Consider the following 21192-nt stretch of genomic DNA (forward strand, 5'->3'; position numbering starts at 1 on the left):
CGCCCATGACCGGGTACCGTCGCAACCTAGTTCCGGGCGGATGCTTCTTCGTCACCGTCAATCTGGCGGAGCGGAAGCTATCGTTGCTGACGGATCATGTCGGACTGTTGCGCTCCGCGTTTCGTGAGACGCACCGGCGCCATCCCTTTACGATCGATGCCATCGTGGTGTTGCCAGATCACCTTCACACCGTGTGGACGTTGCCCGGAGGCGACGCCGATTTTGCGATGCGCTGGCAATTGATCAAGTCCGCGTTTTCGCGCCGTCTGCCGCGAAACGAGAGGATATCCCAGAGCCGTTCGACCAAAGGCGAACGGGGCATCTGGCAACGCAGATATTGGGAGCATACCATTCGCGACGAAATCGATTTCGTTCGGCACGTCGATTATGTTCATATCAATCCGGTCAAACACAGGCTCGTCGACCGGGTCCGCGACTGGGCGCCGTCCTCGTTTCATCGTCACGTGGAGCTCGGCACCTATCCAGCCGATTGGGCGGGCGATCAGTCAGATGATGGCCGCGATTATGGAGAGCGGTGATCGGAAAGTGATGGGTTTCGCAAGGGCTCAACCCATCCTACGCCCCAACGAAAAAGGCCCGGTCGCGCGACCGGGCCTTTCCTCTATTCCCAGCTTTCCGTCGCCCCTCAGGCCGCCTTCGACACCAGCTCCTCGCTCTCGATGATCTCGGTCCCGATCAGATAATCTCGGCAACCACGCAGCGACCGCAGCGCGCGGTTGAAGTCGATGCCGGTCGAGACCAGCGCATGCAGCGTTGCCGGATTGCGCACGATGCCGCGCAGCACGGCGGCGAGGTCGATCTGGCCGTTCGGCTTGATCGCGGCACGGGCGAGCGCCGGCAGCGCGCGGTGGGCGGGGTCACTGATGACGCGGACCGCGGCAAAGGGCAGCCCGGCCTCGGCGGCGTAGGCGGCGGCGATGTGGCTTTCCATGTCGACGGCCGAAGCGCCCGTCTCCGAGTGCAGCGCCGCCTTGCAGGCGCGCTTGGTGACCACTTCCTCGGCACCGGCGAGGCTGCCACGCACCACGCGGCGACGGCCCGAGGTCAGGCGGTCGATCAATTCGTCGCCGAGCGAGAGCCCTGCGGCCCAACGGGTGTCGCCGTCGAGCACCTCGGTCGCCAGCACGACGTCGCCGGAGCGCAAGCTCGGGTCGAGCCCGCCGGCCACGCCGAACGAGATCACGCCGCGAATCGTCTCCGGATCCACCACCGTCAGCAGCGCCCGCAACTGGGTCGGGCTGCTGGATGAACAAATAACCGCCATTCCGGGCCCGGCTGCGATGCGGGCCTCCTGAACCAGTCCGGTCACGATCAGTATCGGCCGCGGGTCGATGGCATTACCCGCGGTAAGATAGTCCCCCGTCCCCAAAGTCACATTCCGACCCCTACCACCCTGCTGTTGGTGTTCCGCAAGTTCCGATACCGCGCCAACGCCCACAGCGGGAAGAACTTCGGGTAACCATGATATCGCAGATAGAATACACGCGGAAAGCCTGTGGCGGTGTACCGTTGCTCGTCCCACAGTCCTTTTTTGTTCTGTGTTGCAATCAGGTACTCCACCCCGCGGGCGACGGCCGGGTGATCAACCTCGCCTGCCGTCATCAGGGCAAGCAAGGCCCATGCCGTTTGCGAGGCGGTCGAGGGGGCGGCCTCCCATCCCCGGTAGTCGAGGCGGTAGCTGACGGCGTCCTCGCCCCAGCCGCCGTCCTTGTTCTGGATCGAGGCCAGCCAATCCGCGGCCTTGCGAATCATGGGATCCCCGTGGTCGACCCCGGCCATGTTGAGGGCGCAGAGCACCGACCAGGTTCCATAGATGAAATTCATGCCCCAGCGGCCGTACCAGGAGCCCTCAGGGTGCTGGGTCTTCCGCAAATAGGCGACCCCGTCGGCCACGTGCTTGCTGGTCTTCTCGGTCTCGCCGAGCTGGGCCAGCATCGAGATGCAGCGCGCCGTGACGTCCTCGGTCGGCGGGTCGAGCAGCGCGCCATGGTCCGAGAACGGGATGTTGTTGAGATAGTATTCGAGATTGTTGACGTCGAAGGCGGCCCAGCCGCCATCGTCGCTCTGCATGCCCTCGATCCACTCCCGGCCGCGATCGATCGCGGCGTCGTAGCCGGTCGCACCGTGCTCCCGGCGCATGCGGTCCATCGACATCACCACCACGGCGGTGTCGTCGAGATCGGGGTAATGAGCGTTGTTGTATTGGAAGGCCCAGCCGCCCGGACGCACGTCGGGCCGCTTCACGGCCCAGTCGCCCTTCAGCTCGAGCTCCTGCTTCGGGATCAGCCAGTCGAGGCCCTGCTTGGCCGCCGGCACCGCCTTGTCGCCGCCAGCTTCCAGCAGCGCATGCGCCGTCAGCGTCGTGTCCCACACCGGCGAGACGCAGGGCTGGCAATAGGCTTCGTCGTCTTTGATCACGAGCAGCTTGTCGATGCCCCGGCGTGTGATCGCGCGCGGCGGGAAGTTTTCATCCTTGCCGAGCGCGTCGTACATCATGACGATGTTGGCCATGGGCGGGTAGATCGCGCCCATGCCGTCCTCGCCGTTGAGCCGCTCCTCGGTGAAGGCGAGCGCCGCATCGATGGCGCGCTTGCGCAAGGCCTTCGGGAACATCGGCTCGATCACGCGCAAGATGGCGTCGAGCGAGCGAAACAGCACGAACCAGGCCATGCTCTGGTGCGGCGCCTTCGCGGTCATGCCGATCGAGCGCGGATCCTGCAGGAATAATTCGTCGATGCCGACGCCCTTCGGATTCTTGGCGAGCGGCTTCAGCGCTGCGAGCACCATCAACGGCACCATCGTGGTGCGCGCCCAGTATGAGATCTTGTTGAGGTGGAACGGCGACCAGAATGGCAGCAGCACGATCTCGATCGGCAGCACCGGCACCGCGCGCCAGGTGACGACGCCGAACATCGCCAGCAGGAAACGGGTGAAGACGTTGCTGTGAATCGCGCCGCCGCGGGCGTGAATGGCCTCGCGCGCGCGCACCATGTGCGGGGCGTCGACGGGATCGCCGATCATCTTCAGCGCGAAATAGGCCTTCACGCTGGCGCTCATGTCGAACTCGCCGTCATGCACCAGCGGCCAGCCGCCATGGGCGCCCTGCACGCGGCGCAGATAATTGGCGATCTTGGCTTCGAGCACGGCATCGACCGGCTCTGCGAGATAGTGGCGCAACAGGACGTATTCGGCCGGAATCGTGCAGTCGGCCTCGAGCTCGAACACCCAATGGCCGTCCGCCTGCTGGAAGTCGAGGACGCCCTGTGTCGCCGATGCAATGCTCGATTCCAGGATGCCCGATTGCAAGATTCCTGGTTGCAAGGTCCCTGGTTGAAGGGCTTCGCGGCTGGTCGCGTTCACGGAATCCATCTCGCTCGATTGCTCCGATAGTCGATTGAAATTGGCCGGGACGTCTGCCCGTCAGGGCCGCCTTTCAGGATCCTTTGGCGGCGAGAACCAGATCGGCGGCGCGATCACCGGATCGAACCGATCCCTCGATGGTTGCAGGCAATCCCGTAGCAGTCCAATCCCCCGCGAGGAACAGGTTTTTCAGCGCAGTGACCGGCCCCGGACGCAGGGCATTCTGCGCCGGCGTCGCCGCAAATGTGGCACGACGCTCGCGCACGATCTGCCAGGGGGGCAATTCGCCGGATACCCCGCCGGCCTTGCAGACGTCGTTCCAGATCGCCTGCGCGAGTTCCTCGCGCGGCATGTCGACCAGCCGGTCACCGTTGCTGATGGTGACGGACAGCCGGTTCGGGAACGCGAACAGCCATTCCACGACGCCGCCGATCACGCCCAGGATCGGCGCCGAACCCGGCGGCGGTGTGATCCGGAAATGCGCGTTCACGATGGCGCGGAATTCGGTCGGGGTCTTCACGCCCGGCAGCAGGCTCGCAGCAGCGCGCGGCGGCACCGCCATCACTACGACGTCCCCCTCCCCGATCTGAACGACATCCTCGCCGCCGAAATTCAGCGCGCTGGCCTTGCCATCAGTGCCGGTGAAGGACCGCAGCTCATGGCCCAGCTGCACGGTATGGCCACGGTCCTGCAGGAACTTCACGGCCGGCTCGATCAGCACGGCGCTGAGACCATCGCGCGCGATCAGGGGACGGCAGGCCTGTCCGCCGGCAAGCAGCGTCTCGCGCACGATGGCGCCGGCAAGGCCAGCCGAGCCCTCGGGCGGATCGACGTTGAGCGCCGCGAGCAGCAGTGGCTGCACCAGACGCTGATAGAGCAGGCCTTCGCAAGGAATGGATTTGCCGACCAACGTGTCTTCCGACGCCCAGATCAGCGGCGCCAGCTTCAGATAATCGGTGAGGCCCGTGTCGGGCACGCGGCGGCCTTCGTCGAGCACCCAGGTCGGCAGACGACCATTGCCGAGATCGATCTGCCAGCGCTGCCCGGTCTTGACGTCGACGAAGGGAAACTGCGCAGTTTCAGGACCGACGAGGCCCGCCTCGGTGCCGATCGAACGCGCATAGGCGCGCGCGTGGCTATTGCCCGACAGCAGCAGATGATTGCCGTTGTCGATGGTGAGATTGGTGGCGCCGTCGAAATAGGAACGGCAACGGCCGCCGGCCTGCTGCGTCGCCTCGTGCACGGCGACCTTGAAGCCGGCATTGGCGAGCCGCACGGCGGCGGAAAGGCCGGAAATCCCGGCGCCGATGATATGTGCTGTCTTTTGCATCAGATGAAAGCGTAGCGGAGCAGGATCAGGATACGTGTGACCTTTGACACACGCACCGGCTGGCGCGGCGCGTTGAAGCCGCGCGCAATCAGGAGATCCAGAATGGAATGATAGTATTTCGACATGATCCGCGGCGCGCGCACCGTGCGGCGCTTGTTGCGGTTCATGATCTCGTCCGACTTCTCGAAATGCGCCTTCGCACGCTGCGTCAGCGGCAGGCAGACCTTCGGCAGCGCGCGCTCGGCGATGACGCGGTTCGGATCGTCGGAGGTGATGCCGGCATGCAGCAGCGCCTCCCGCGGCAGATAGAGCCGGCCAAGGCCAGCGTCTTCGTCGATGTCGCGCAGGATATTGGTGAGCTGGAGCGCGCGGCCCAGATGATAGGCGAGCTGGATGCCGTCTTCCTCGGGCAGGCCGAACACCCGCACCGACAGCCGTCCGACGGCGCTGGCGACGCGATCGCAATACAGATCCAGCGTCGCCATGTCGGGCGCGCGGATGTCCTGCGGCACGTCCATCTCCATGCCGTCGACGATGGCGAGGAAATCCTCGCGCTTGAGGCCGAAGGTCTTCACCGAGCCGACGTAGTCCTTCAGCCGCGGCGGCGGATTGCCCTGATAGAGCGCGTAGATGTCGTTGCGCCATTCCTGAAGCGCGGCGAGCCGCTCCGCGCGAGGGCCGTCGGAATCGGCGATGTCGTCGACCTGGCGGCAGAAGCTGTAGATCTGGAACATCGCTTCGCGCTGGTCATGCGGCAGGATGCGCATCGCGGCGTAGAACGAGCTGCCGGATGCGGTCGAGCCATAATTGGCGCCGGGCGAGGTCGCCTCAAGCGTCATGTGCAGTCCCCGGTCTGGAAATGGCCTTGCGTCCGATTGCGCGGCGGCCGGCCTCGCCGATCATTCCGGCAAGGCTGAAGATGAGCAGTTCGAACTTGTTCAGGTGCACCCGCTCGCGGAGGGGATCGCGCACCTTCAAGAGGCGCACGATGCGATCGGCATAGGCCTGGATCACCGCGACGTCGACGCCGAGGCGGAAATCCCGGATCTCCGCGGCCAGCGACCTGCCCTCGTCGAGCAGCGCTTCGTTGCGCGACGCAAGCGCCTGCAGGCAGGCCAGCATCGCCGGCGGCGACTGTGTCAGCCCGAGCTGCTCGACGGAAGCACCGTGTGCTGCCAGCGCATCGCGCGGCAGATAGACGCGGTTGAGCTCGCGGAAATCCTTGCCGCAATCCTGAAGGTGATTGTTGATCTGCAAGCCTGCGCAGAGCGCATCCGATGCGGCCCAGGTCGAGGTGCTCTCGCCGTGGACATCGAGCATGAAGCGGCCGACCGGCATCGCCGAGTAACGGCAATAGTGGATGACCTCGTCCCAGTTCTCGTAACGCAGCTTGGTCACGTCCATGCGGAACGCGATGAGCACGTCGAGCGCATGGCGCGGCGCCATGCCGCGCTCGGCCAGGGCACGGCGCAGGATGACGGCCTCAGCCTGGGTCTCGCCCTTGCCGAGCAGCTCCGCCTCGAGCAGGTCGAGATAAGCGAGCTTCTGGTCGGGCGGCAGGGTCGCGTGGTCGGCGATGTCGTCGGCGGTGCGGACGAAATTGTAATACGCCAGGATCAGGGCACGATGACGCGGATGAATGATCCAGGACGCGACGGGAAAATTCTCGTCGCGGTCACCCTTACCGGATCGCAATTCGCTCGCAGAGGTCATCGAGGGCTGGTTTACAATCGTTTGGACAGGAAGGGCTTGTTCGCTCGCGCGGGCTCATGCCGGCGATCCGCCGCGGCCCCCATATAAGGGAATACGGCCGCAAAACCAATCCTGTCTCTCGATGGCTGCCCCTTGCGGATCGGGCCCGAAAAGGCGGCCCAAAGGTCGCCTTTTGTAGGCCAGTGGCCGAGCTTACTGGTTGTGGGTCTTCAGGACCTGGTCGCAGGCCTGGGAGATCTTGGCCCGGTTCTCCTTGAGGCAGGCCAGGATGGTGAAATCGCCCTGGTCGATGACCGGACGGCAGAACTTCTGCACGTCGCGCGTGCAGGCCTTCTGCTCGGCGTCCGTGCCACGGCCCTGCTGGGCGAACGCCGCCGTCGAAACAGAAGCCGACAGCAGGGTGAGAGCGACGAGAAGCTTACGCATTGTATTCCTTCATTCTGACGGCAGAATCGCACCGGACTCGGACTGCACAGGGCGGACGACCGGAACGGATTGTTCTGATGGCATGTCGCCGCGGGAGGTGCGGCCTCAGAGAAGGCACAAGCACTGGCAAATGCGGCCAAATTGGCGCCACGCCCACCAAATCAGGTCTTCCCTGCGCCTTCATTGGCAGATGTAAGAGATTGATACTACGTCATAATTCGGAAGCGCTGCGTTTTACTGCATACCTGTTGCAGAGCTGCATCTGTCCGCCCCGCCTTTCCCGCCGGAAACACGCAGAAACAGGGCAAATCGACCGGTCCAGGACTGGCGAGAGGCGTCGTGAACCGCCATCTCTGGCGGCCGGGCTTTGAACCTGACACTGGCTCGGAGCACTAAACTTTCGATGTGGCGAGACGTTATCACGCGTAAGCGGGCGTCGTTCCAAAACGGGATATTTGAGATGAAATTCTTTGGGCGATCTGGACTGGCAATCAAGGCGGCCGGCATCGGAGCGGCGCTGCTCTTCTCGGTTTCGGCAGGCCACGCTCAGTCGTCCGGCCCCTTTGCCGGTTTCGACGGCGCGTGGACCGGCACCGGCACGGTGTCGCTGTCCGACGGCTCCACCGAGCGCATTCGCTGCAAGGCCGACTACAAGGTCGCCGGCAGCGGCCTCAATTTGAAGCAGGCTCTGCACTGCGCGTCCGACAGCTACAAGTTCGACCTCACCAGCGACGTGACGAGCCAGGGCGAGCGCATCTCCGGAAACTGGAGCGAGTCCAGCCGCAATATCTTCGGCAACCTCCAGGGCACCGCCGGCGGCGGCCAGATCGACGTGTTCGTCGAGGCCAACGGCTTCGCCGCCAATCTGTCGCTGCGCACCAACGGCACCAAGCAGACGGTGCAGATCAGCTCCAAGGGCGAGATCCGCGGCGTCAACATCACCATGACGAGGAGCTGATTTCGTCCGGCTTCAATGGAATCATGGCCCCCGGTTCTCGCGAGCCGGGGGCTTTTTGCTGACATGAACTTACCCGGAACGGACTTGCCGAGATGGACCCGATACGCAGGCATCTGCTCAAGGCCGCCGGGCTCTTCGTGGCCTCTCGCGCCTTCGCCAATGATCACCAGGGAGCGAACATGCAGCCTTCGTCCGTGAAGCCGCGTCACGTGCTCTGCTTCCTCGGCAAGAACGAAAGCCTGCTGCGACCGCCGAAGGCGGTGGCCGAGACGATCGCCGATTTCGGTTTCGAGATCGACCGCACCCATTCGCAAGCAAAGCCCGATCCGCACATGGCGCGGTCGTTCGGCGTGTGCTGGGACCGCGTCTTTCCGAAGGCATGGTCCGCGGCGGACGAGGCTGCCGTGGCCAACCACAAATCAGTCCTCTACGTGCTGGGCCCGCCGATGGCTCAGCAGAAGACGGCCGTCTTTTCGGCCGCCGCCTTGCAGATCGTGGACGAAATGTTCGACGCGGGCGCCGTGGCCGCAAAAGGCGAAAGCGCCGGCATTGCCCACGGCGTCGCGCGGTGGCGAAGTCTCATGGATCAGGCGCGCAAGGGCGCCATCACCAGCCAGGGCCTGAGCATGACCCTCGCCGTCGGCAAGGCCTGTCGCCTCGCCTTCGCCAAGCGCCCGCTCGCCGGCGATCGCTACTTTGAGAGCGTCGGCTATCACCTCGTCGGCCTGCCGGAGGTCCACGTCGCGAAACCACTCGGCAACGAATGGTCCGCGGTGATGCTGATGGAGGAGATCGCCAACGCCATGGCCGAGCACGGCATCGAAGCGACGCTGCGCGATCGCAAGCTCATGCTGTCGCACGAGCAGGACTACGCCGAGAGCGATTTCAAGTTCAATCCGTACGGGATCGTCCGGCTCGACGCGTGAGCGGGACAGCCGCGACGAGCAGCCCGAGCAGTCCGTAGGCACCTGCCAGGACCAGGATCAGGCCGCTGTCGCCGGCAGTGTCGACGGCAGCGCCGGTGAGCGGGCCGCCCAACATTCCGCCGATGCCGCTGGCGAGCGTGAAGGCCGCACTGCCCGCCAGCAAAGTCGGGCCACCGAAACGATCGCCCAGTTCGGCAAGCGCGACCGTGGTGACGCCGTATGCGCACGCGCCCCAGACGAACAGCAGTATGAACAGCATGAGCAGTCCCTGCTGGACGGCAATGGCGAGCAGGACAGCGCCGGCTGCGGTCGCGGCTGCAAGCCCCAAAAGCACGAGCCGCCGCGGACACCGGTCCGCAAGCCAGCCGACCGGCACTTGCAGGAACACGTTGCCACCATTGAGCAAGGCAAGGCCGATGGCCATCGCCTGCTCGGAATATCCGTTCCTCATCCCGAAGGCCGGCAGAAAGGTCAGCGTGGCATGATCGAACAGGGCAAAAGTCGCGACCGCGGCGAGCAGCACGGGCGCGCGCGGAATGAAGCTCGTGATCGGCGTGCGCTCCTTGACGGAGAAGCTGGGTAGCCGCGTCGCGAAGATGGCCGTGATCAGCGCAGCGGCGAGCAGGGCCAATATGCCGACCGCGAATGGCCACCACCCCGAGGAGCCCGTGAGCGCAAGCGCGAAGGGCCCAAGCGAGAAACCGGCGGCCAGCACGGCCGCATAGAGTCCCATGACGCGGCCGCGATAGACCGGCACGGCGATCTCGTTCAACCACGCCTTGTTGACGATGTAGAAGCCGCCGATGGCGAGACCAAGCACGAACCGCGCCGGAAACCAGATCCATAGCGTGCGAAAGACCATCATCAGGGCGAGCGCTGCGGCCGCGATCAGGGCAAGCCCGACGGCAGCCTTGTAGGCGCCCGTTCCCTGCACAAGACGCGGCACGCAAAGCGCGGAGCTCAAGAGCCCGATCGGCATCATCGCGGCATTGGTGCCGATCAGAAGGCCGCTGAATTGCTCGCTCTTGAGAACGAGAGCGAGCAGCGGCGACGACAGGCCGACCGCGACCGCGAACACGCCCACCGTTGCGGTCACGAGGGCGACCTTCGCCCAATCTGGCGCGGACGCGCCAGGTCCGGCCGTTCGAGCCAGGCTGGCAAGAGTCGGATCCGGCGCCTCGACGCTGTCGATGCCACCTCCAGACGCCGCCTCATCAGCCGGCTCAGCGCGCATGTCGCCCATCCTCAGAGCTGAGGCTGTCGTCGAAGTTTCTCAAAGTGCCATCGTTCGCACGCTTGTTTGTTGGAACGACAATATCAGCTGGAGCCGAGCTCTGGTTGAACAGGCCGGCACAGCAAAGGTTCGTTCAGCCGTGAAGAAAAGATCGGCAGTTCCGCGCGGACGCGGGTGGGCTCTCCCGGAATCGTGCGGATGCCGTGGTGTGGGCGATGACGACTAGATCGCCGGCTTGTCGGTCCCTTGCAGCTTGGCGTGCAGATTGATCAGCCACATCGCCGTCGGCCGCAGGATGAAGAGGTCGGCGACCAGGGCCATCACCATCGAGAACGCACTGAGCCAGCCGAACAGCCGCAGCGACGGCAGGTCGGAGAACACGGTGACGACGAGGCCGCAGGCCAGCACCACCGTGGTCAGGATCAGCGCCGGGCCGACCAGCACCGTCGCCCGCTCCACCGCGAGCGCGGAGCCGACACCCGGCTTGCTCTCGAGCCGGAGGCGGTTGAGGAAGTGGATGGTGGCGCTGAGGCCGAGCCCGAACGAGACGGTAAGCGCGACGACGCTGGCGAATTGCAGGCCCTCCCCCATCGCCCACAGCACCGTTCCAGACATCACCACCGGGAAGATGCCCGGGAGGATGCAGGCGAACATCACCACCCAGGAGCGGAACGCAAGGCCGATGAAGATCGCAACCAGCGCGAATTCGACGGTGAGCCCGCGGTTCAGCTTCTCGATCATGCTGGCCGAGTTGCGCGCGGCGATCGCGGCAAGGCCCGTCACCGCGACCTCGTAGCCCGGATGCTTCTTGCGGACGGCGTCGAGCTCGGCATCGAGCTTGTCGACGATCGGCAGGAGCTGGCTGGAATCCTTGTCCGGCACGCGGCCGGCGACCACCACCGCGTCCTGCTCGGCATCGATGAAGCGCCGCACCAGATGCTCGGGAATGACGCTGACATATTCCTTCAGCGTGGCGACGTCGGCGCTGCCGGCCTTTTCCGCAAGCCAGCGGCGCAGGGTCTCGACCGACCAGACATTGCCGACACCGGCCGCCTTCTCCACGGTCGCATGCACGTCCGCGATGGTCTGCAGAGTCTCCGGCGAATAGAGCGATTCACCCTTGGGGAACTGGATCAGCACATTGACCGGGTTGGCGCCGGTGAGCTTGGCATCGAGCCGGTTGCTGGCGGCGACGGCCTGACGCTTGTCCGGCACCTGGTCGGCAAGCCGGTAACGCGGCTCCAGATTGGCGTAGATGACGCCGAGGCCGCCGACGAACAGCACTGCGATCAGACTGAACAGGCCGGGCCGGCCCACCATCCGCACCGCGATCCAGTAGCAGAAATTGCGCAGCGCCTGGACGCCGGCATCTGCGCTCTGGAATTTGACCGCGAACGTCTTCTCGTTGCGCACGAGCAGCACGCCGAACACCGGCACCAGCGACAGCACCGCAACCAGCGCGATGATGGTGGCGGCGAGGCCCGCCTCGCCGAACTTGCGGATCAGGTCGGAGTTGGAGAACTGCAGCGCGATGAAGGAAATGCCGGCGGTGCCGTGCGTCAGCACGCAAGCCGGGCCCACCACCAGCACCGCGTTCTTGAACGCGGTGAACTTGTCCTGGCCCGCGATCAGCCGGTCGCGCGCGGCGAAGGTGAGCTGCATCGAGTCCGAGAAGCTGATGACCATGATGAGCGGCGTCATCACGTTCAGGAACATGTTGAGATTGAAATTGGCCCAGCCGAGCGCGCCGAGCGCCAAGAGGATCGCGATCATCGGCGGAAACGCCGCGGCGACCATGAACGAGATCTTGCGGAAGAAGATGATGGCGATGATGCAGCCGGCGAGGATGCCGAGGATGTTGTAGGTCAGCCCGTCGCGCTCGACAGCATTGCGGATCTCGAGCTGCATCACCGGCACGCCGGAGAGCTGCACGTTGAGACCGGTATCGCTGAGATCCTCCTTCATCAGCGCGCGGATGTCGCCGACGGTCTTGGTCAGCTTGCTGGACGCCACCACCTCCGGATCGAGCGACAGCACGACGAGCGCCAGCGTGCCGTCTTCCGACAACAGCTTGCCGCGGATGATCTCGTTGTTTTTGACGGTTTCGATGAACTTGTCGTAGTCGGCGCCTTCGGGAAGCTCGGCCGGGAACAGCGCCGCCGGCAGCTTGCCCGGCGCGGGCGCCTGACGTGCCGAGAACAGCGAGACCAGCCCGCGCGTGCCTTCGACCAGTTGCAGGTCGGTGATGAAGTCGCGCAGCTTCTCCAGATTGTTCCGGGCCAGCAGGTTCTTGCCCTCGACCACAACGAGGACGTCGAATTCCTCGGCCGGGAACTTCTTCGTCACCTCTTCATATTGGTGGAATTCGCGACTGTCGGAGCGAAACAGCTGCGACAGCGAATCGTCGATCTTGATCCGGTGGATGCCGAACACGGCGCCGACGATCAGGACGAGCAGGACGATGCAGGAGACGATCGGCGCCCGGACGGCGATCAGCCCGATGCGTTCCAGCCCGAAGGCGATCGAGGACGTAGGTCCCTGCTCGACCTTGTCGACATGAACCTCATTCTCGCTGTGCTTTTCGAGCATGCCTTATCCAGTTCCTAAATCGGCTCGGTCTGAGAGCTTATTGCGCCCCGCGAACGGCTTGAAAACGCCATACCAATGGGAGGCTTGCCCTTTGAAAATGCGCGGAAAATCGCCGCCCGGGGTTTAGCAGGTCAATCACCCTTCTCGCAAGCAGGCGAAGTGTGGGCAAATCGATCAAGATGCGGCGATTTCGGGGCCTGACCACAGGTCATCCCGGCGAAGATGTGCCAATTCGACGCGGCGCGCGGTCCGCGCTCTCGTCCTTCAGCGCCACGCCGGTGACCTGCCGGGCCAGCCCCTCGCGAACCAGCCAGGCGATCTTGAAGGCGGCCTCGTCGTAGCTCAACCCAGCGTGGTGGATATTGGACACGCAATTTCGCTCGGCGTCGGTGCGGCCGGGCTTCGGCGCAAAGGTCAGATAGGCGCCGAGGCTATCGGGCGCGGACAGGCCCGGCCGCTCGCCGATCAGCATCAGGGCCATGCGCGCGCCGAGAATGGCGCCGATCTCGTCGCCGAGCGCGACGCGCGCGCCTGAGGCGACGACGACATGGCCGACCGCGACGTCGTCCCCTTCCGCGAGCAGCGGCAGCAGGCGCCCCACCAGCCCCACCGCATGGGCGTGCACCGCCGCCGCGGACAGGCCGTCGCCGATCACGAGCGCAAGCCGGCACGGCGCCGAGGCCGCTCGTGCCAAGACCTCGGCCGAGCCGGGGTCGAGTCGTCGTCCCAGATCCGGCCGCCGCAGATAGTCTTTGCGGTCGACCGCCTGGCTCCTCACCTCCGTGACGGCAAGGCCCAGCGCGCCGAGATCGGCGGCCAGACGCGGCGCATCGAAGGCGGCATGCACGGCATCGCGGGCGCGGGCATGATCGAGCGTGAAATCGAGCAGCGCCTTGGTCGGCACGCTCGCGCCGCTGCGGCCGAGCGCGACGCGCGCGGGCGTGAACGCCCGCAGATCGAGGGTCGGACGGCGCGGCAGGGCCGGATCAGACATGTCGCATCATTCGGCGGGAACGGCGGCCTCGCGCAGCCGGATCGAATAGTTCGAGGCGTTCTGCCTGCCGCTGGAGGCCGCGCGCGCAAAGGTGATGAGGTGGTGCGCGATCAGGGTGCATCCGATCAGGCCTTCGATATCGCCGCGCTTGATGCGCCCCAGCGCGAACTTCCAGAACACGCGCTTGTAGTCGCCGAGCACGCCGACCTTCCAGAAGATGTTGCGCAGCATGACGAGGCCACGCCTGATGTTGGCCCAGGTCTTCATCTCGTCCGGGGTCGGCACCTTGAGGCGGTGAACATAAACGTGGTCGCATTGATACTGGAAGCGCGCGTAGACCTTCTCGGGCGCATACGCGACCGCCATGGCGTGCTTCCAGGACGCGACGACGTCATCATAGGGCAGCAGGAAGTCGACGTTGGAATCGCGGCCGTCGTCCTCGATCAGGCGCCCCTCGCGCTCGAGCCGGTCCCACAGCGGCGTCTTCGGCAGCGCCTGAAGCAGGTTGATCGTCAGAAGCGGAATCCGGGACTCCTCGACGAAGCCGAGCAGCGCCTCAGACGTATTCGGCTTGTCGGTGTCGAGCCCCATGATGATGCCGGAGACGACCTCCATGCCGTAGGAGTTGATGGTGCGCACGCCCTCCAGAATCGGGACCATCATGTTGTGGTCCTTCTGCATCGCCTTCAGCGCGTCGGGATCGGGCGTCTCGATGCCGCAGAAGATGGTGATGAAATAGGCCTCGCGCATCTTCTCGAGGATTTCGGGCCGCTTGGCGATGTTGAGCGTCGCCTCGCAGGCGAGCCGCACCACGTAGCCGGTCCGCTTCTGCCATTCGATCAGATGCGGCAGCAGGTCCATCGCCGCCTTGCGGTTGCCGATGAAATTGTCGTCGACGAAATAGACCGTGTCGGTCATGCCGCATTCGCGCAGGCGGTCGAGCTCGGCGATGATCTGCTCCGGCGACTTGAGGCGCGGGTTGCGGCCATAGAGACCGGGGATATCGCAGAACTCGCACTGATAGGGACAGCCGCTGGAATACTGGATGCTGCCGAGGAAGTATTTCTTCACGTCGGCAAGCTCGTAGGCCGGGATCGGAAACTCCGTCATCGGCACGCGGTCTTTGGTGGTCAGCACCACCTGGGCCTCGGGACGCGAGGCGTCGCGCGACAGGATCTCGATCAGCTGGTTGGTGGCATCGCCGAGCTCACCGACATGGAGATAGTCGAAGGACGGATAATAGTCGGGACAGGCGCTGACGGAGGGACCGCCGAGCGCGACCGGCAGATTGAATTCATGAGCGCGGCGGCAGATGTCGTTCATCTGCTGGCGCTGGATGTGCATGCCGCTGACGAAGACCGCTTCCGCCCACTCGAACTCTTCCCTGGTCGTGCGACGCAGGTTCTCGTCGACGAATTTGACCTGCCAATCCGGCGGCAGATAGGCCGAGATCAGCAACAACCCCTGCGGCGGCATGAAGGCACGGACACCATCGGTCAGGGGATAGGAATGCTCGAATGTCCCGAACGACGAGGTGTAGCGCGGAAACACACAGAGAATCCGCCGGGACGTTCCGTTAATTTCAGCTCGCATCTAAGCTCCCCCGCCACGACTGATGGTGCGGAAATTGCCAGCCAGACACATAGCGTAACGCTGCCGCCGGAATTTCTCAATATTGTGGCACAAGCATAATTCGGAGAGGGACCAATGGTTTCCTGAAGGCCTTAGGGAGCTTCCAGCCTCAGGCGATCAGCCGCGAGGCAAAATCGGGCAGCAGGCCTGCATCGCCGGCAAGACGGAAATCGGCGCCCGTAATCCCTGCCTGCGCCAGCCAGTCGTCGAATTCCGGCGCGCGGCGCAGACCGAAGACGTCACGGACATAGAGCGCGTCGTGAAAAGACGTCGACTGGTAGTTCAACATGACGTCGTCGGCGCCGGGCACGCCCATGATGAAGGTGACGCCGGCGGCGGCGAGCAGCGTCAGCAGATTGTCCATGTCGTCCTGGTCCGCCTCGGCATGGTTGGTGTAGCAGATGTCGATCCCGAGCGGCAGGCCGAGCAATTTGCCGCAGAAATGATCCTCCAGTCCGGCCCGGATGATTTCCTTGCCGTCGTAGAGATATTCCGGGCCGATGAAGCCGACCACGCTGTTGACCAGCAGCGGCGCAAAGGCGCGGGCGACCGCATAGGCGCGCGCCTCGCAGGTCTGCTGATCGACGCCGTGATGGGCGCCCGCCGACAGCGCCGAGCCCTGGCCGGTCTCGAAATACATCACGTTCTGCCCGACCGTGCCGCGCCCCTGCGACAACCCGGCCTGCTGCGCCTCCTTCAGAAGCGCAAGGTCAACTCCAAAACTGCGGTTGGCGGCCTCGGTGCCGGCGACCGACTGGAAGACGAGGTCGACCGGCACGCCCTGCCCGATCAGCGCCAGCGTCGTCGTGACATGGGTCAGCACGCAAGCTTGCGTCGGGATCTTCAGCCGCGTGATGATCTCGTCGAGCAGCCGCAGCAATTGCGCGATGACGGCCGGATCGTCGCTCGCGGGATTAATTCCGATGCAGGCATCCCCGGCGCCCAGCAGGATGCCGTCGAGGATTGAGGCGGTGATGCCCCTGGCATCGTCGAAGGGATGGTTGGGCTGCAGCCGCGTGCTCATCCGCCCTTTCAGGCCGATAGTGTTGCGGAAGGCGGTGGTGACCTCGCATTTCCGCGCCGCCAGAATCAGATCCTGATTGCGCATCAGCTTCGACACTGCAGCTGCCATCTCCGGCGTGATGCCGCCCGCCAGCTTGCGCAGGACATCCGGCGTCGCCGCATCCGACAGCAGCCAGTCGCGGAAGCCGCCGACCGTCAGGGACGCCACTGGCGCGAAGGCCTTCGCGTCATGGCTGTCGATGACGAGGCGGGTGACCTCGTCGGCCTCGTAGGGGATGACCGCTTCCTGCAGGAATTGGCCGAGCGGGACGTCGGCGAGCGCCATCCGCGCCGCGATCATCTGCTCGGCAGTGTCGGCGGCGATCCCGGCCAGCCGGTCGCCAGAGCGCGGCGGCGTCGCCCTGGCAAGGAGGTCGCGCAGGTCCGCGAAGGTGTGGGTCGTGGCGTCGATGGTATGGCGGTAGACCAAGGGTCGCTCCGGGGTGCGTCGGCCGGTGGCCGACCTGAGACTATCCTGAAACTCTACCTTCGGATCAAGACGCTGAAATAACTTGCCTTTCCTACGACCAAGGACGGAGGCAGCCAACGGCCGTGTTAACGCCGCATCCATTTTCGTTCTGCATAGTTTTGCATCAATTCTACACGATCCCGTTCACCGGCCGCTGCAGGCCATTCCGGGCCCCCGAAAACCATGACATCAGACGAATCTGGGAATGCCGCCAAGCTGGCCGGCCGTTTCACGCTTGCCACCAAGCTTTATGCGATCTTCGCGCTGTTCGCGTTGCTGACGGCGGCGATCGCGATGCTGTCCGATTACAACAGCCGCCGCGGCGCCGACCTGACCAGCGCGATCGAGACGGCGAACGCCGCCGCGCTGAACGTCGAGCGCGTCAACTCGCTGGTCTATGCAGTCGTGATGGAGTCGCGCGGCGTCTACATGTCGACCGAGCCCGCCGTGGTGAAGAAATACGGCGAGGGCCTGCTCAAGTTCAACGCCCAGATCCTCGATGTCGTGAAGCGCTGGGAGACCATCGTCAAAGCCGACGATGCCGAGCAGTTCGCCACCTTCAAGAAGCGCATCGAGCAGTTCGTCGAGTTCCGCAAGGAGCTGGTGCGCCGCGGCGTCGAGATCAATGCGGCCGCGGGCCGCGAATGGGGCGACAACGACGCCAACCGGACCGTGCGCTCGGCGCTGAACAAGGATCTCGAAGCGCTGTCCAAGGTCTATGCCGAGCGCGCCAAGCAGATCGCGCAGCAGACCGAGACCAATCGCGAATTGTCCTTCGTGCTGACCTGCCTCGGCGGCGTGGCGCTGGCCCTGGTCGTGATCGGCATCGTCATCATCGCCCGCTCGGTCGCCCGGCCGCTCGCCGCGATCACCGCGACCATCAAGCAGGTCGCCGACGGCACCGAGAATGTCGTGGTGCCGCACTCCGACCGCGCCGACGAGATCGGCGCGCTGGCGCGCGCGATCCAGGTCTTCCAGGAGGCCATGGGCCGCAACCGCAACCTCGCCTCGCAGGTCTCGCAGGGCTCTGCCGCGCGCGAGGAGCGCGCCCGGCACATCGAACAATCCGTCGAGGAGTTCCGCGGCGCGATCGGCGCGATCATGCGCGGCCTCAGCGACAACGCCTCGGTCATGCGCGAGACCGCGCAGACCATCACGCGCGTCACCGCGGATGCCTCTAGCCGCGCCGGCACGGCGGCCAACGCCACCGAGCAGGCCTCGCACAACGTCACGGCGGTGGCGGGCGCGGCCGAGGAGCTGTCGGCCTCGGTGGTGGAGATCGGCCGCCAGGTGCGGCAGAGCGCCGGCGCGGTCGAGCAGACCGGCCAGCGCACCGAGAAGTCGATCTCCGAGATCGAGAGCCTCGCCGCGGCCACGCAGCGCATCGACGGCGTGCTCAATCTGATTCAGGCGATCGCCGAGCAGACCAATCTGCTGGCGCTCAACGCGACCATCGAGGCCGCGCGCGCCGGCGATGCCGGCCGCGGCTTTGCCGTGGTCGCTCATGAAGTGAAGGCGCTCGCCGGCCAGACCGCCAAGGCCACCGCCGAGATCAGCGAGAACGTCGCGATGATCCAGGCCTCGACCCGCAACGCGGTCGACGCCGTGCGCGAGATCGGCGGCGCGGTGCGCGAGATCAACGAGGTCACTTCCGCAATCGCCGGCGCCATCGGTCAGCAGGACCAGGCGACGCGCGAGATCTCGTCCAACGCGCAAAGCGCCGCACAAGGCAACGAGACGCTGGTCGCCAACATCACCTCGCTGCGCGACGCCATCGGCGAGACCGATACCGCCGCATCCTCGGTGTTGACGGCGGCGGGCAGCCTGACCGAGACCGCAGAGACGCTGTCGCGCGAGGTTGAGACGTTCTTCCAGAACTTGCGCGCGGGGTCGGCGGACGGCCGCATCGCCAAGGCGGGATAACGGCGCGTCCACCGCTGCAGGGCTTTCGGTGGGGTCGCTCCGACAAAAAACTGAAAAACAACCCCATGCACAGTAGCCGGGGGCAGCTGAATCAATGGCTTAGCTGCCGGCGCGAAATTATTCTGATTTTACGAAATAGATGTGACTCGTCGGGCAAGACACCGGCATGATGCCATCATGGCGATGGCGGTCCGCTCGGGATCCTAGTCGCCCAACCCCGGGGGGCGTCCCGTTCGCCGCGCCCTCAGGCGCGCCGGACGTAACCATTGAAGCTGAGGAAAGCACCTATGGCGCCAGTTATCAGCGCTACCACGACGGTAGCGGCCCGGCCGCTGTAGACGGTCGAACCGATCGCCACCGCGACCTGCGGCAAGACGATACGCATGATGCCGCCGAGGGTCATCAGCCAGCCCATTACTGTGATGATCGAGCGCCAGTCCGCCTGCCATCTATTGTGCAGATTGATGATCGCGAGGCCCGCAAGCAACGACAGCAAGCCGGACAGATAGAACAGGATGCCCGTGTGGAGCGCCTCCACGATCATGCTTTGGTACATGCCGAGGTTGATCAGTATGCCGAGCGCGATCGCGACAAATGTTGGCCCCATCAGCCTGGCGAGAAATAGCGAGCGGTCCATGGTGCGTCTCCGCCGCGCGAGCTGCCCGTCCAAGGGACAATTCGATCATCGGGCAGGCGCGCTATGCGGCAATTCATTGTTGCCGAGTATCGGCTGGCCTGGTGCTCGGTCCAGTGGCGGATGCGGCTTTGCGAGGCCCATCGTACCAGGCGGCGACTCGTTGCTCGCCGTCCTTGTGTCGACCCGATCAAGCGTCGTGACGAACGCCGCGAGTATTGCGACGATCACCGCAGCAGCGAAAAGGACGACTGAGGTGCGGTGGCTATTCCACTCGTTACTCATGAGGGGCCTCCACAACTAACAGAAACGTAATACGACTGGGATGGTTCCCAGCGCCGCTACCGCCGGCTGCCGCCGTTATCCCGGTCCGCCCTGCCCTTGTGAGCGGACATGGACAGCCATGCTGCACTTGTCTCGCTTCGCCACGCCGAGCGTTCGCGACAGCTCACAGCATTTAACAACGCCTAACGAGCCATTGGCGAGCTTCCAGGCCATGTTGCAGGGACAGACGAAGGACTGTCCTGCCCCGCAGGCACCGATCGCCCGAAGCCAGGAGGCCATCCCATGCCGGTATCATCCAATTCGTCATCCGATTCCGGGATCATCATTGACAAAGATCGGCGCGCGCTTCTGAGCACCGCCGTGCTTGGAATTGCAGCAGCGATTTCCGCGAGCGTGTTTCCCGCGCACAAAGCATCGGCTGCCGGCGAGAGCGCAATTCGCCCCTTCCGGATCGATGTCCCCGAGGCCGATCTCGTCGAGCTTCGACGTCGTGTGCTGGCGACACGATGGCCTGACCGCGAGACGGTTTCCGATCAGTCGCAGGGGATCCCCTTGGCGAAGCTCCAGCCGCTGATGCACTATTGGGCGACGGCGTACGACTGGCGGAAGATCGAAGCCAGGATGAACGGGCTTCCGCAATTCATCACCGCTATCGACGGGATCGACATTCATTTCATTCACGTGCGCTCCAGGCACCCCAATGCGCTCCCTGTCATCATCACCCACGGCTGGCCGGGATCGGTGTTCGAGCAGCTCAAGGTGATCGATCCGCTCACGGATCCAACGGCCCATGGCGGGCGGCCTGAAGACGCGTTCGACGTGGTGATCCCCTCGATGCCCGGCTACGGATTCTCAGGCAAGCCGCTCGATACCGGCTGGGGTCCCGAACACACGGCGCGCATCTGGGCAGAACTCATGAAGCGACTTGGTTACACCCATTACGTCGCCCAGGGCGGCGACTGGGGTTCGCCCGTCTCCAGCGCGATGGCGCGGCTGGCGCCGGCAGGCCTGCTCGGCATTCACATCAATTTGCCGGCGATCGTGCCGCCCGAGATCGCCGCGATCCTCGCCGCCGGCGGGTCTGCCCCGGCGGGCCTGTCCGAGAAGGAGCGCACAGCGTTTGACGCATTCAGCGCGGCGGCCAGGATGGGCAACCGATCGTATGCGGTGGTGATGGGAACAAGGCCGCAGACGATCGGCTACGGCTTGACGGATTCTCCCGTGGGACTGGCGGCCTGGATGCTCGGTCATCCAGGCTTCTCGCATTGGAATTACGATGGCACCGACCCCGAGAAGTCCCGCGACGAGGTACTGGACGACATCACGCTCTACTGGCTGACAAACAGCGCGGTTTCATCGGCGCGACTTTACTGGGAATACAGCGGGCGCAGTCCCGCTCTCGCCGCCCCCGAGAAGACCGCGGAGATCTCGCTCCCGGTGGCCATCACCGTCTTTCCCGGCGAGAGCTATCAAGCCCCGGAGACGTGGGCCCGGCGCGCCTATCGCAACCTCACCTACTTCCATGAGGTCGACAAAGGCGGTCATTTTGCGGCCTGGGAGCAGCCCGAGCTTTTTTCCGCGGAGCTACGCGCCGCGTTCAAACCGCTTCGGCCCGCAATCTGACGCACTCGGCGGC

At 64.8% G+C, this 21192-nt stretch carries 17 protein-coding genes; 5 read left to right on the forward strand and 12 right to left on the reverse strand.

The genetic code is table 11. From position 1 onward, the window contains the following. The first annotated feature begins 5 nt into the window (after positions 1-5). A complete protein-coding gene (locus tag BM190_RS16795) occupies positions 6-539 on the forward strand; it encodes an REP-associated tyrosine transposase (RefSeq protein ID WP_092256755.1) in 534 nt (177 codons plus the stop codon). A 107-nt stretch (positions 540-646) separates the two neighbouring features. Here BM190_RS16795 and BM190_RS16800 read toward each other — a convergent pair whose 3' ends face one another. The 6 genes from BM190_RS16800 to BM190_RS16825 all read right to left on the reverse strand — a co-directional run bounded on the left by BM190_RS16800 (position 647) and on the right by BM190_RS16825 (position 6850). Then, positions 647-1396 carry a phosphorylase gene (locus BM190_RS16800; RefSeq protein ID WP_177237111.1) on the reverse strand — a complete coding sequence of 250 codons (750 nt, stop codon included), beginning with the start codon at positions 1394-1396 and terminating at the stop codon, positions 647-649. After that, positions 1393-3390 (reverse strand): squalene--hopene cyclase, encoded by a 1998-nt coding sequence (gene shc / locus BM190_RS16805; RefSeq protein ID WP_092256761.1) that lies wholly within the window; start codon positions 3388-3390, stop codon positions 1393-1395. Before shc ends, BM190_RS16800 begins: the two co-directional genes overlap by 4 nt. A 64-nt stretch (positions 3391-3454) precedes the next feature. Beyond that, positions 3455-4711, reverse strand: a complete 1257-nt coding sequence (gene hpnE, locus BM190_RS16810; RefSeq protein ID WP_092256765.1) for a hydroxysqualene dehydroxylase HpnE — start codon at positions 4709-4711, stop codon at positions 3455-3457. After that, positions 4711-5550: a presqualene diphosphate synthase HpnD gene (hpnD, locus tag BM190_RS16815; protein ID WP_092256769.1), complete on the reverse strand. Its 840-nt coding sequence runs from the start codon at positions 5548-5550 to the stop codon at positions 4711-4713. The genes hpnE and hpnD overlap by 1 nt, the downstream gene beginning before the upstream one ends. Further along, a complete protein-coding gene (hpnC, locus tag BM190_RS16820; protein WP_092256772.1) occupies positions 5540-6424 on the reverse strand; it encodes a squalene synthase HpnC in 885 nt (294 codons plus the stop codon). Before hpnC ends, hpnD begins: the two co-directional genes overlap by 11 nt. Positions 6425-6616: 192 nt before the next feature. Then, positions 6617-6850 (reverse strand): hypothetical protein, encoded by a 234-nt coding sequence (locus BM190_RS16825; RefSeq protein WP_018315694.1) that lies wholly within the window; start codon positions 6848-6850, stop codon positions 6617-6619. Positions 6851-7310: 460 nt separating this feature from the next. Between BM190_RS16825 and BM190_RS16835 the strand changes: the two genes are divergently transcribed. Further along, entirely contained in the window at positions 7311-7808 is a 498-nt protein-coding gene (locus BM190_RS16835; protein ID WP_018315692.1) for a hypothetical protein, read from the forward strand. A gap of 92 nt (positions 7809-7900) precedes the next feature. Beyond that, a complete protein-coding gene (locus tag BM190_RS16840; protein WP_092256781.1) occupies positions 7901-8734 on the forward strand; it encodes a hypothetical protein in 834 nt (277 codons plus the stop codon). Here the strand turns inward: BM190_RS16840 and BM190_RS16845 are convergent. The 5 genes from BM190_RS16845 to BM190_RS16865 form a co-directional block, all read right to left on the reverse strand. Next, a complete protein-coding gene (locus BM190_RS16845; protein WP_177237112.1) occupies positions 8700-9968 on the reverse strand; it encodes an MFS transporter in 1269 nt (422 codons plus the stop codon). The two genes, BM190_RS16840 and BM190_RS16845, sit on opposite strands and share 35 nt — an antisense overlap. A gap of 222 nt (positions 9969-10190) precedes the next feature. Beyond that, entirely contained in the window at positions 10191-12557 is a 2367-nt protein-coding gene (locus BM190_RS16850; protein ID WP_018315688.1) for an efflux RND transporter permease subunit, read from the reverse strand. 208 nt (positions 12558-12765) lie between these two features. After that, on the reverse strand, positions 12766-13551 hold the full coding sequence (gene eutC, locus BM190_RS16855) for an ethanolamine ammonia-lyase subunit EutC (RefSeq protein ID WP_092256789.1): 786 nt from the start codon (positions 13549-13551) through the stop codon (positions 12766-12768). A 6-nt stretch (positions 13552-13557) separates the two neighbouring features. Further along, positions 13558-15144, reverse strand: coding sequence for a B12-binding domain-containing radical SAM protein (locus BM190_RS16860; protein WP_092256792.1), 1587 nt, complete (start codon positions 15142-15144; stop codon positions 13558-13560). Positions 15145-15292: 148 nt separating this feature from the next. Continuing rightward, positions 15293-16675: an ethanolamine ammonia-lyase subunit EutB gene (locus tag BM190_RS16865; protein WP_092256795.1), complete on the reverse strand. Its 1383-nt coding sequence runs from the start codon at positions 16673-16675 to the stop codon at positions 15293-15295. Between the two features lie 222 nt (positions 16676-16897). On the opposite strand from BM190_RS16865, the gene BM190_RS16870 reads away from it, so the two are divergent. Then, a complete protein-coding gene (locus BM190_RS16870; RefSeq protein WP_092256799.1) occupies positions 16898-18637 on the forward strand; it encodes a methyl-accepting chemotaxis protein in 1740 nt (579 codons plus the stop codon). Positions 18638-18881: 244 nt separating this feature from the next. On the opposite strand, the gene BM190_RS16875 is transcribed toward BM190_RS16870, so the two are convergent. Next, positions 18882-19274 carry a hypothetical protein gene (locus BM190_RS16875; protein ID WP_018315684.1) on the reverse strand — a complete coding sequence of 131 codons (393 nt, stop codon included), beginning with the start codon at positions 19272-19274 and terminating at the stop codon, positions 18882-18884. A 564-nt stretch (positions 19275-19838) separates the two neighbouring features. Here BM190_RS16875 and BM190_RS16880 point away from each other — a divergent pair. Next, positions 19839-21179, forward strand: coding sequence for an epoxide hydrolase family protein (locus BM190_RS16880; RefSeq protein ID WP_092256804.1), 1341 nt, complete (start codon positions 19839-19841; stop codon positions 21177-21179). Positions 21180-21192: the final 13 nt, after the last annotated feature.

This window comes from Bradyrhizobium sp. Rc3b, assembly GCF_900114915.1.
GTDB lineage: Bacteria > Pseudomonadota > Alphaproteobacteria > Rhizobiales > Xanthobacteraceae > Bradyrhizobium.

Excerpts from the sequence above, each read along its gene's own strand:
- BM190_RS16795 (WP_092256755.1), top strand. The coding sequence starts at position 6 with ATGACCGGGTACCGTCGCAACCTAGTTCCGGGCGGATGCTTCTTCGTC.
- shc (WP_092256761.1), bottom strand. The coding sequence starts at position 3,390 with ATGGATTCCGTGAACGCGACCAGCCGCGAAGCCCTTCAACCAGGGACC.
- hpnE (WP_092256765.1), bottom strand. The coding sequence starts at position 4,711 with ATGCAAAAGACAGCACATATCATCGGCGCCGGGATTTCCGGCCTTTCC.
- hpnD (WP_092256769.1), bottom strand. The coding sequence starts at position 5,550 with ATGACGCTTGAGGCGACCTCGCCCGGCGCCAATTATGGCTCGACCGCA.
- hpnC (WP_092256772.1), bottom strand. The coding sequence starts at position 6,424 with ATGACCTCTGCGAGCGAATTGCGATCCGGTAAGGGTGACCGCGACGAG.
- BM190_RS16825 (WP_018315694.1), bottom strand. The coding sequence starts at position 6,850 with ATGCGTAAGCTTCTCGTCGCTCTCACCCTGCTGTCGGCTTCTGTTTCG.
- BM190_RS16835 (WP_018315692.1), top strand. The coding sequence starts at position 7,311 with ATGAAATTCTTTGGGCGATCTGGACTGGCAATCAAGGCGGCCGGCATC.
- BM190_RS16840 (WP_092256781.1), top strand. The coding sequence starts at position 7,901 with ATGGACCCGATACGCAGGCATCTGCTCAAGGCCGCCGGGCTCTTCGTG.
- BM190_RS16845 (WP_177237112.1), bottom strand. The coding sequence starts at position 9,968 with ATGCGCGCTGAGCCGGCTGATGAGGCGGCGTCTGGAGGTGGCATCGAC.
- BM190_RS16850 (WP_018315688.1), bottom strand. The coding sequence starts at position 12,557 with ATGCTCGAAAAGCACAGCGAGAATGAGGTTCATGTCGACAAGGTCGAG.
- eutC (WP_092256789.1), bottom strand. The coding sequence starts at position 13,551 with ATGTCTGATCCGGCCCTGCCGCGCCGTCCGACCCTCGATCTGCGGGCG.
- BM190_RS16860 (WP_092256792.1), bottom strand. The coding sequence starts at position 15,144 with ATGCGAGCTGAAATTAACGGAACGTCCCGGCGGATTCTCTGTGTGTTT.
- BM190_RS16870 (WP_092256799.1), top strand. The coding sequence starts at position 16,898 with ATGACATCAGACGAATCTGGGAATGCCGCCAAGCTGGCCGGCCGTTTC.
- BM190_RS16875 (WP_018315684.1), bottom strand. The coding sequence starts at position 19,274 with ATGGACCGCTCGCTATTTCTCGCCAGGCTGATGGGGCCAACATTTGTC.
- BM190_RS16880 (WP_092256804.1), top strand. The coding sequence starts at position 19,839 with ATGCCGGTATCATCCAATTCGTCATCCGATTCCGGGATCATCATTGAC.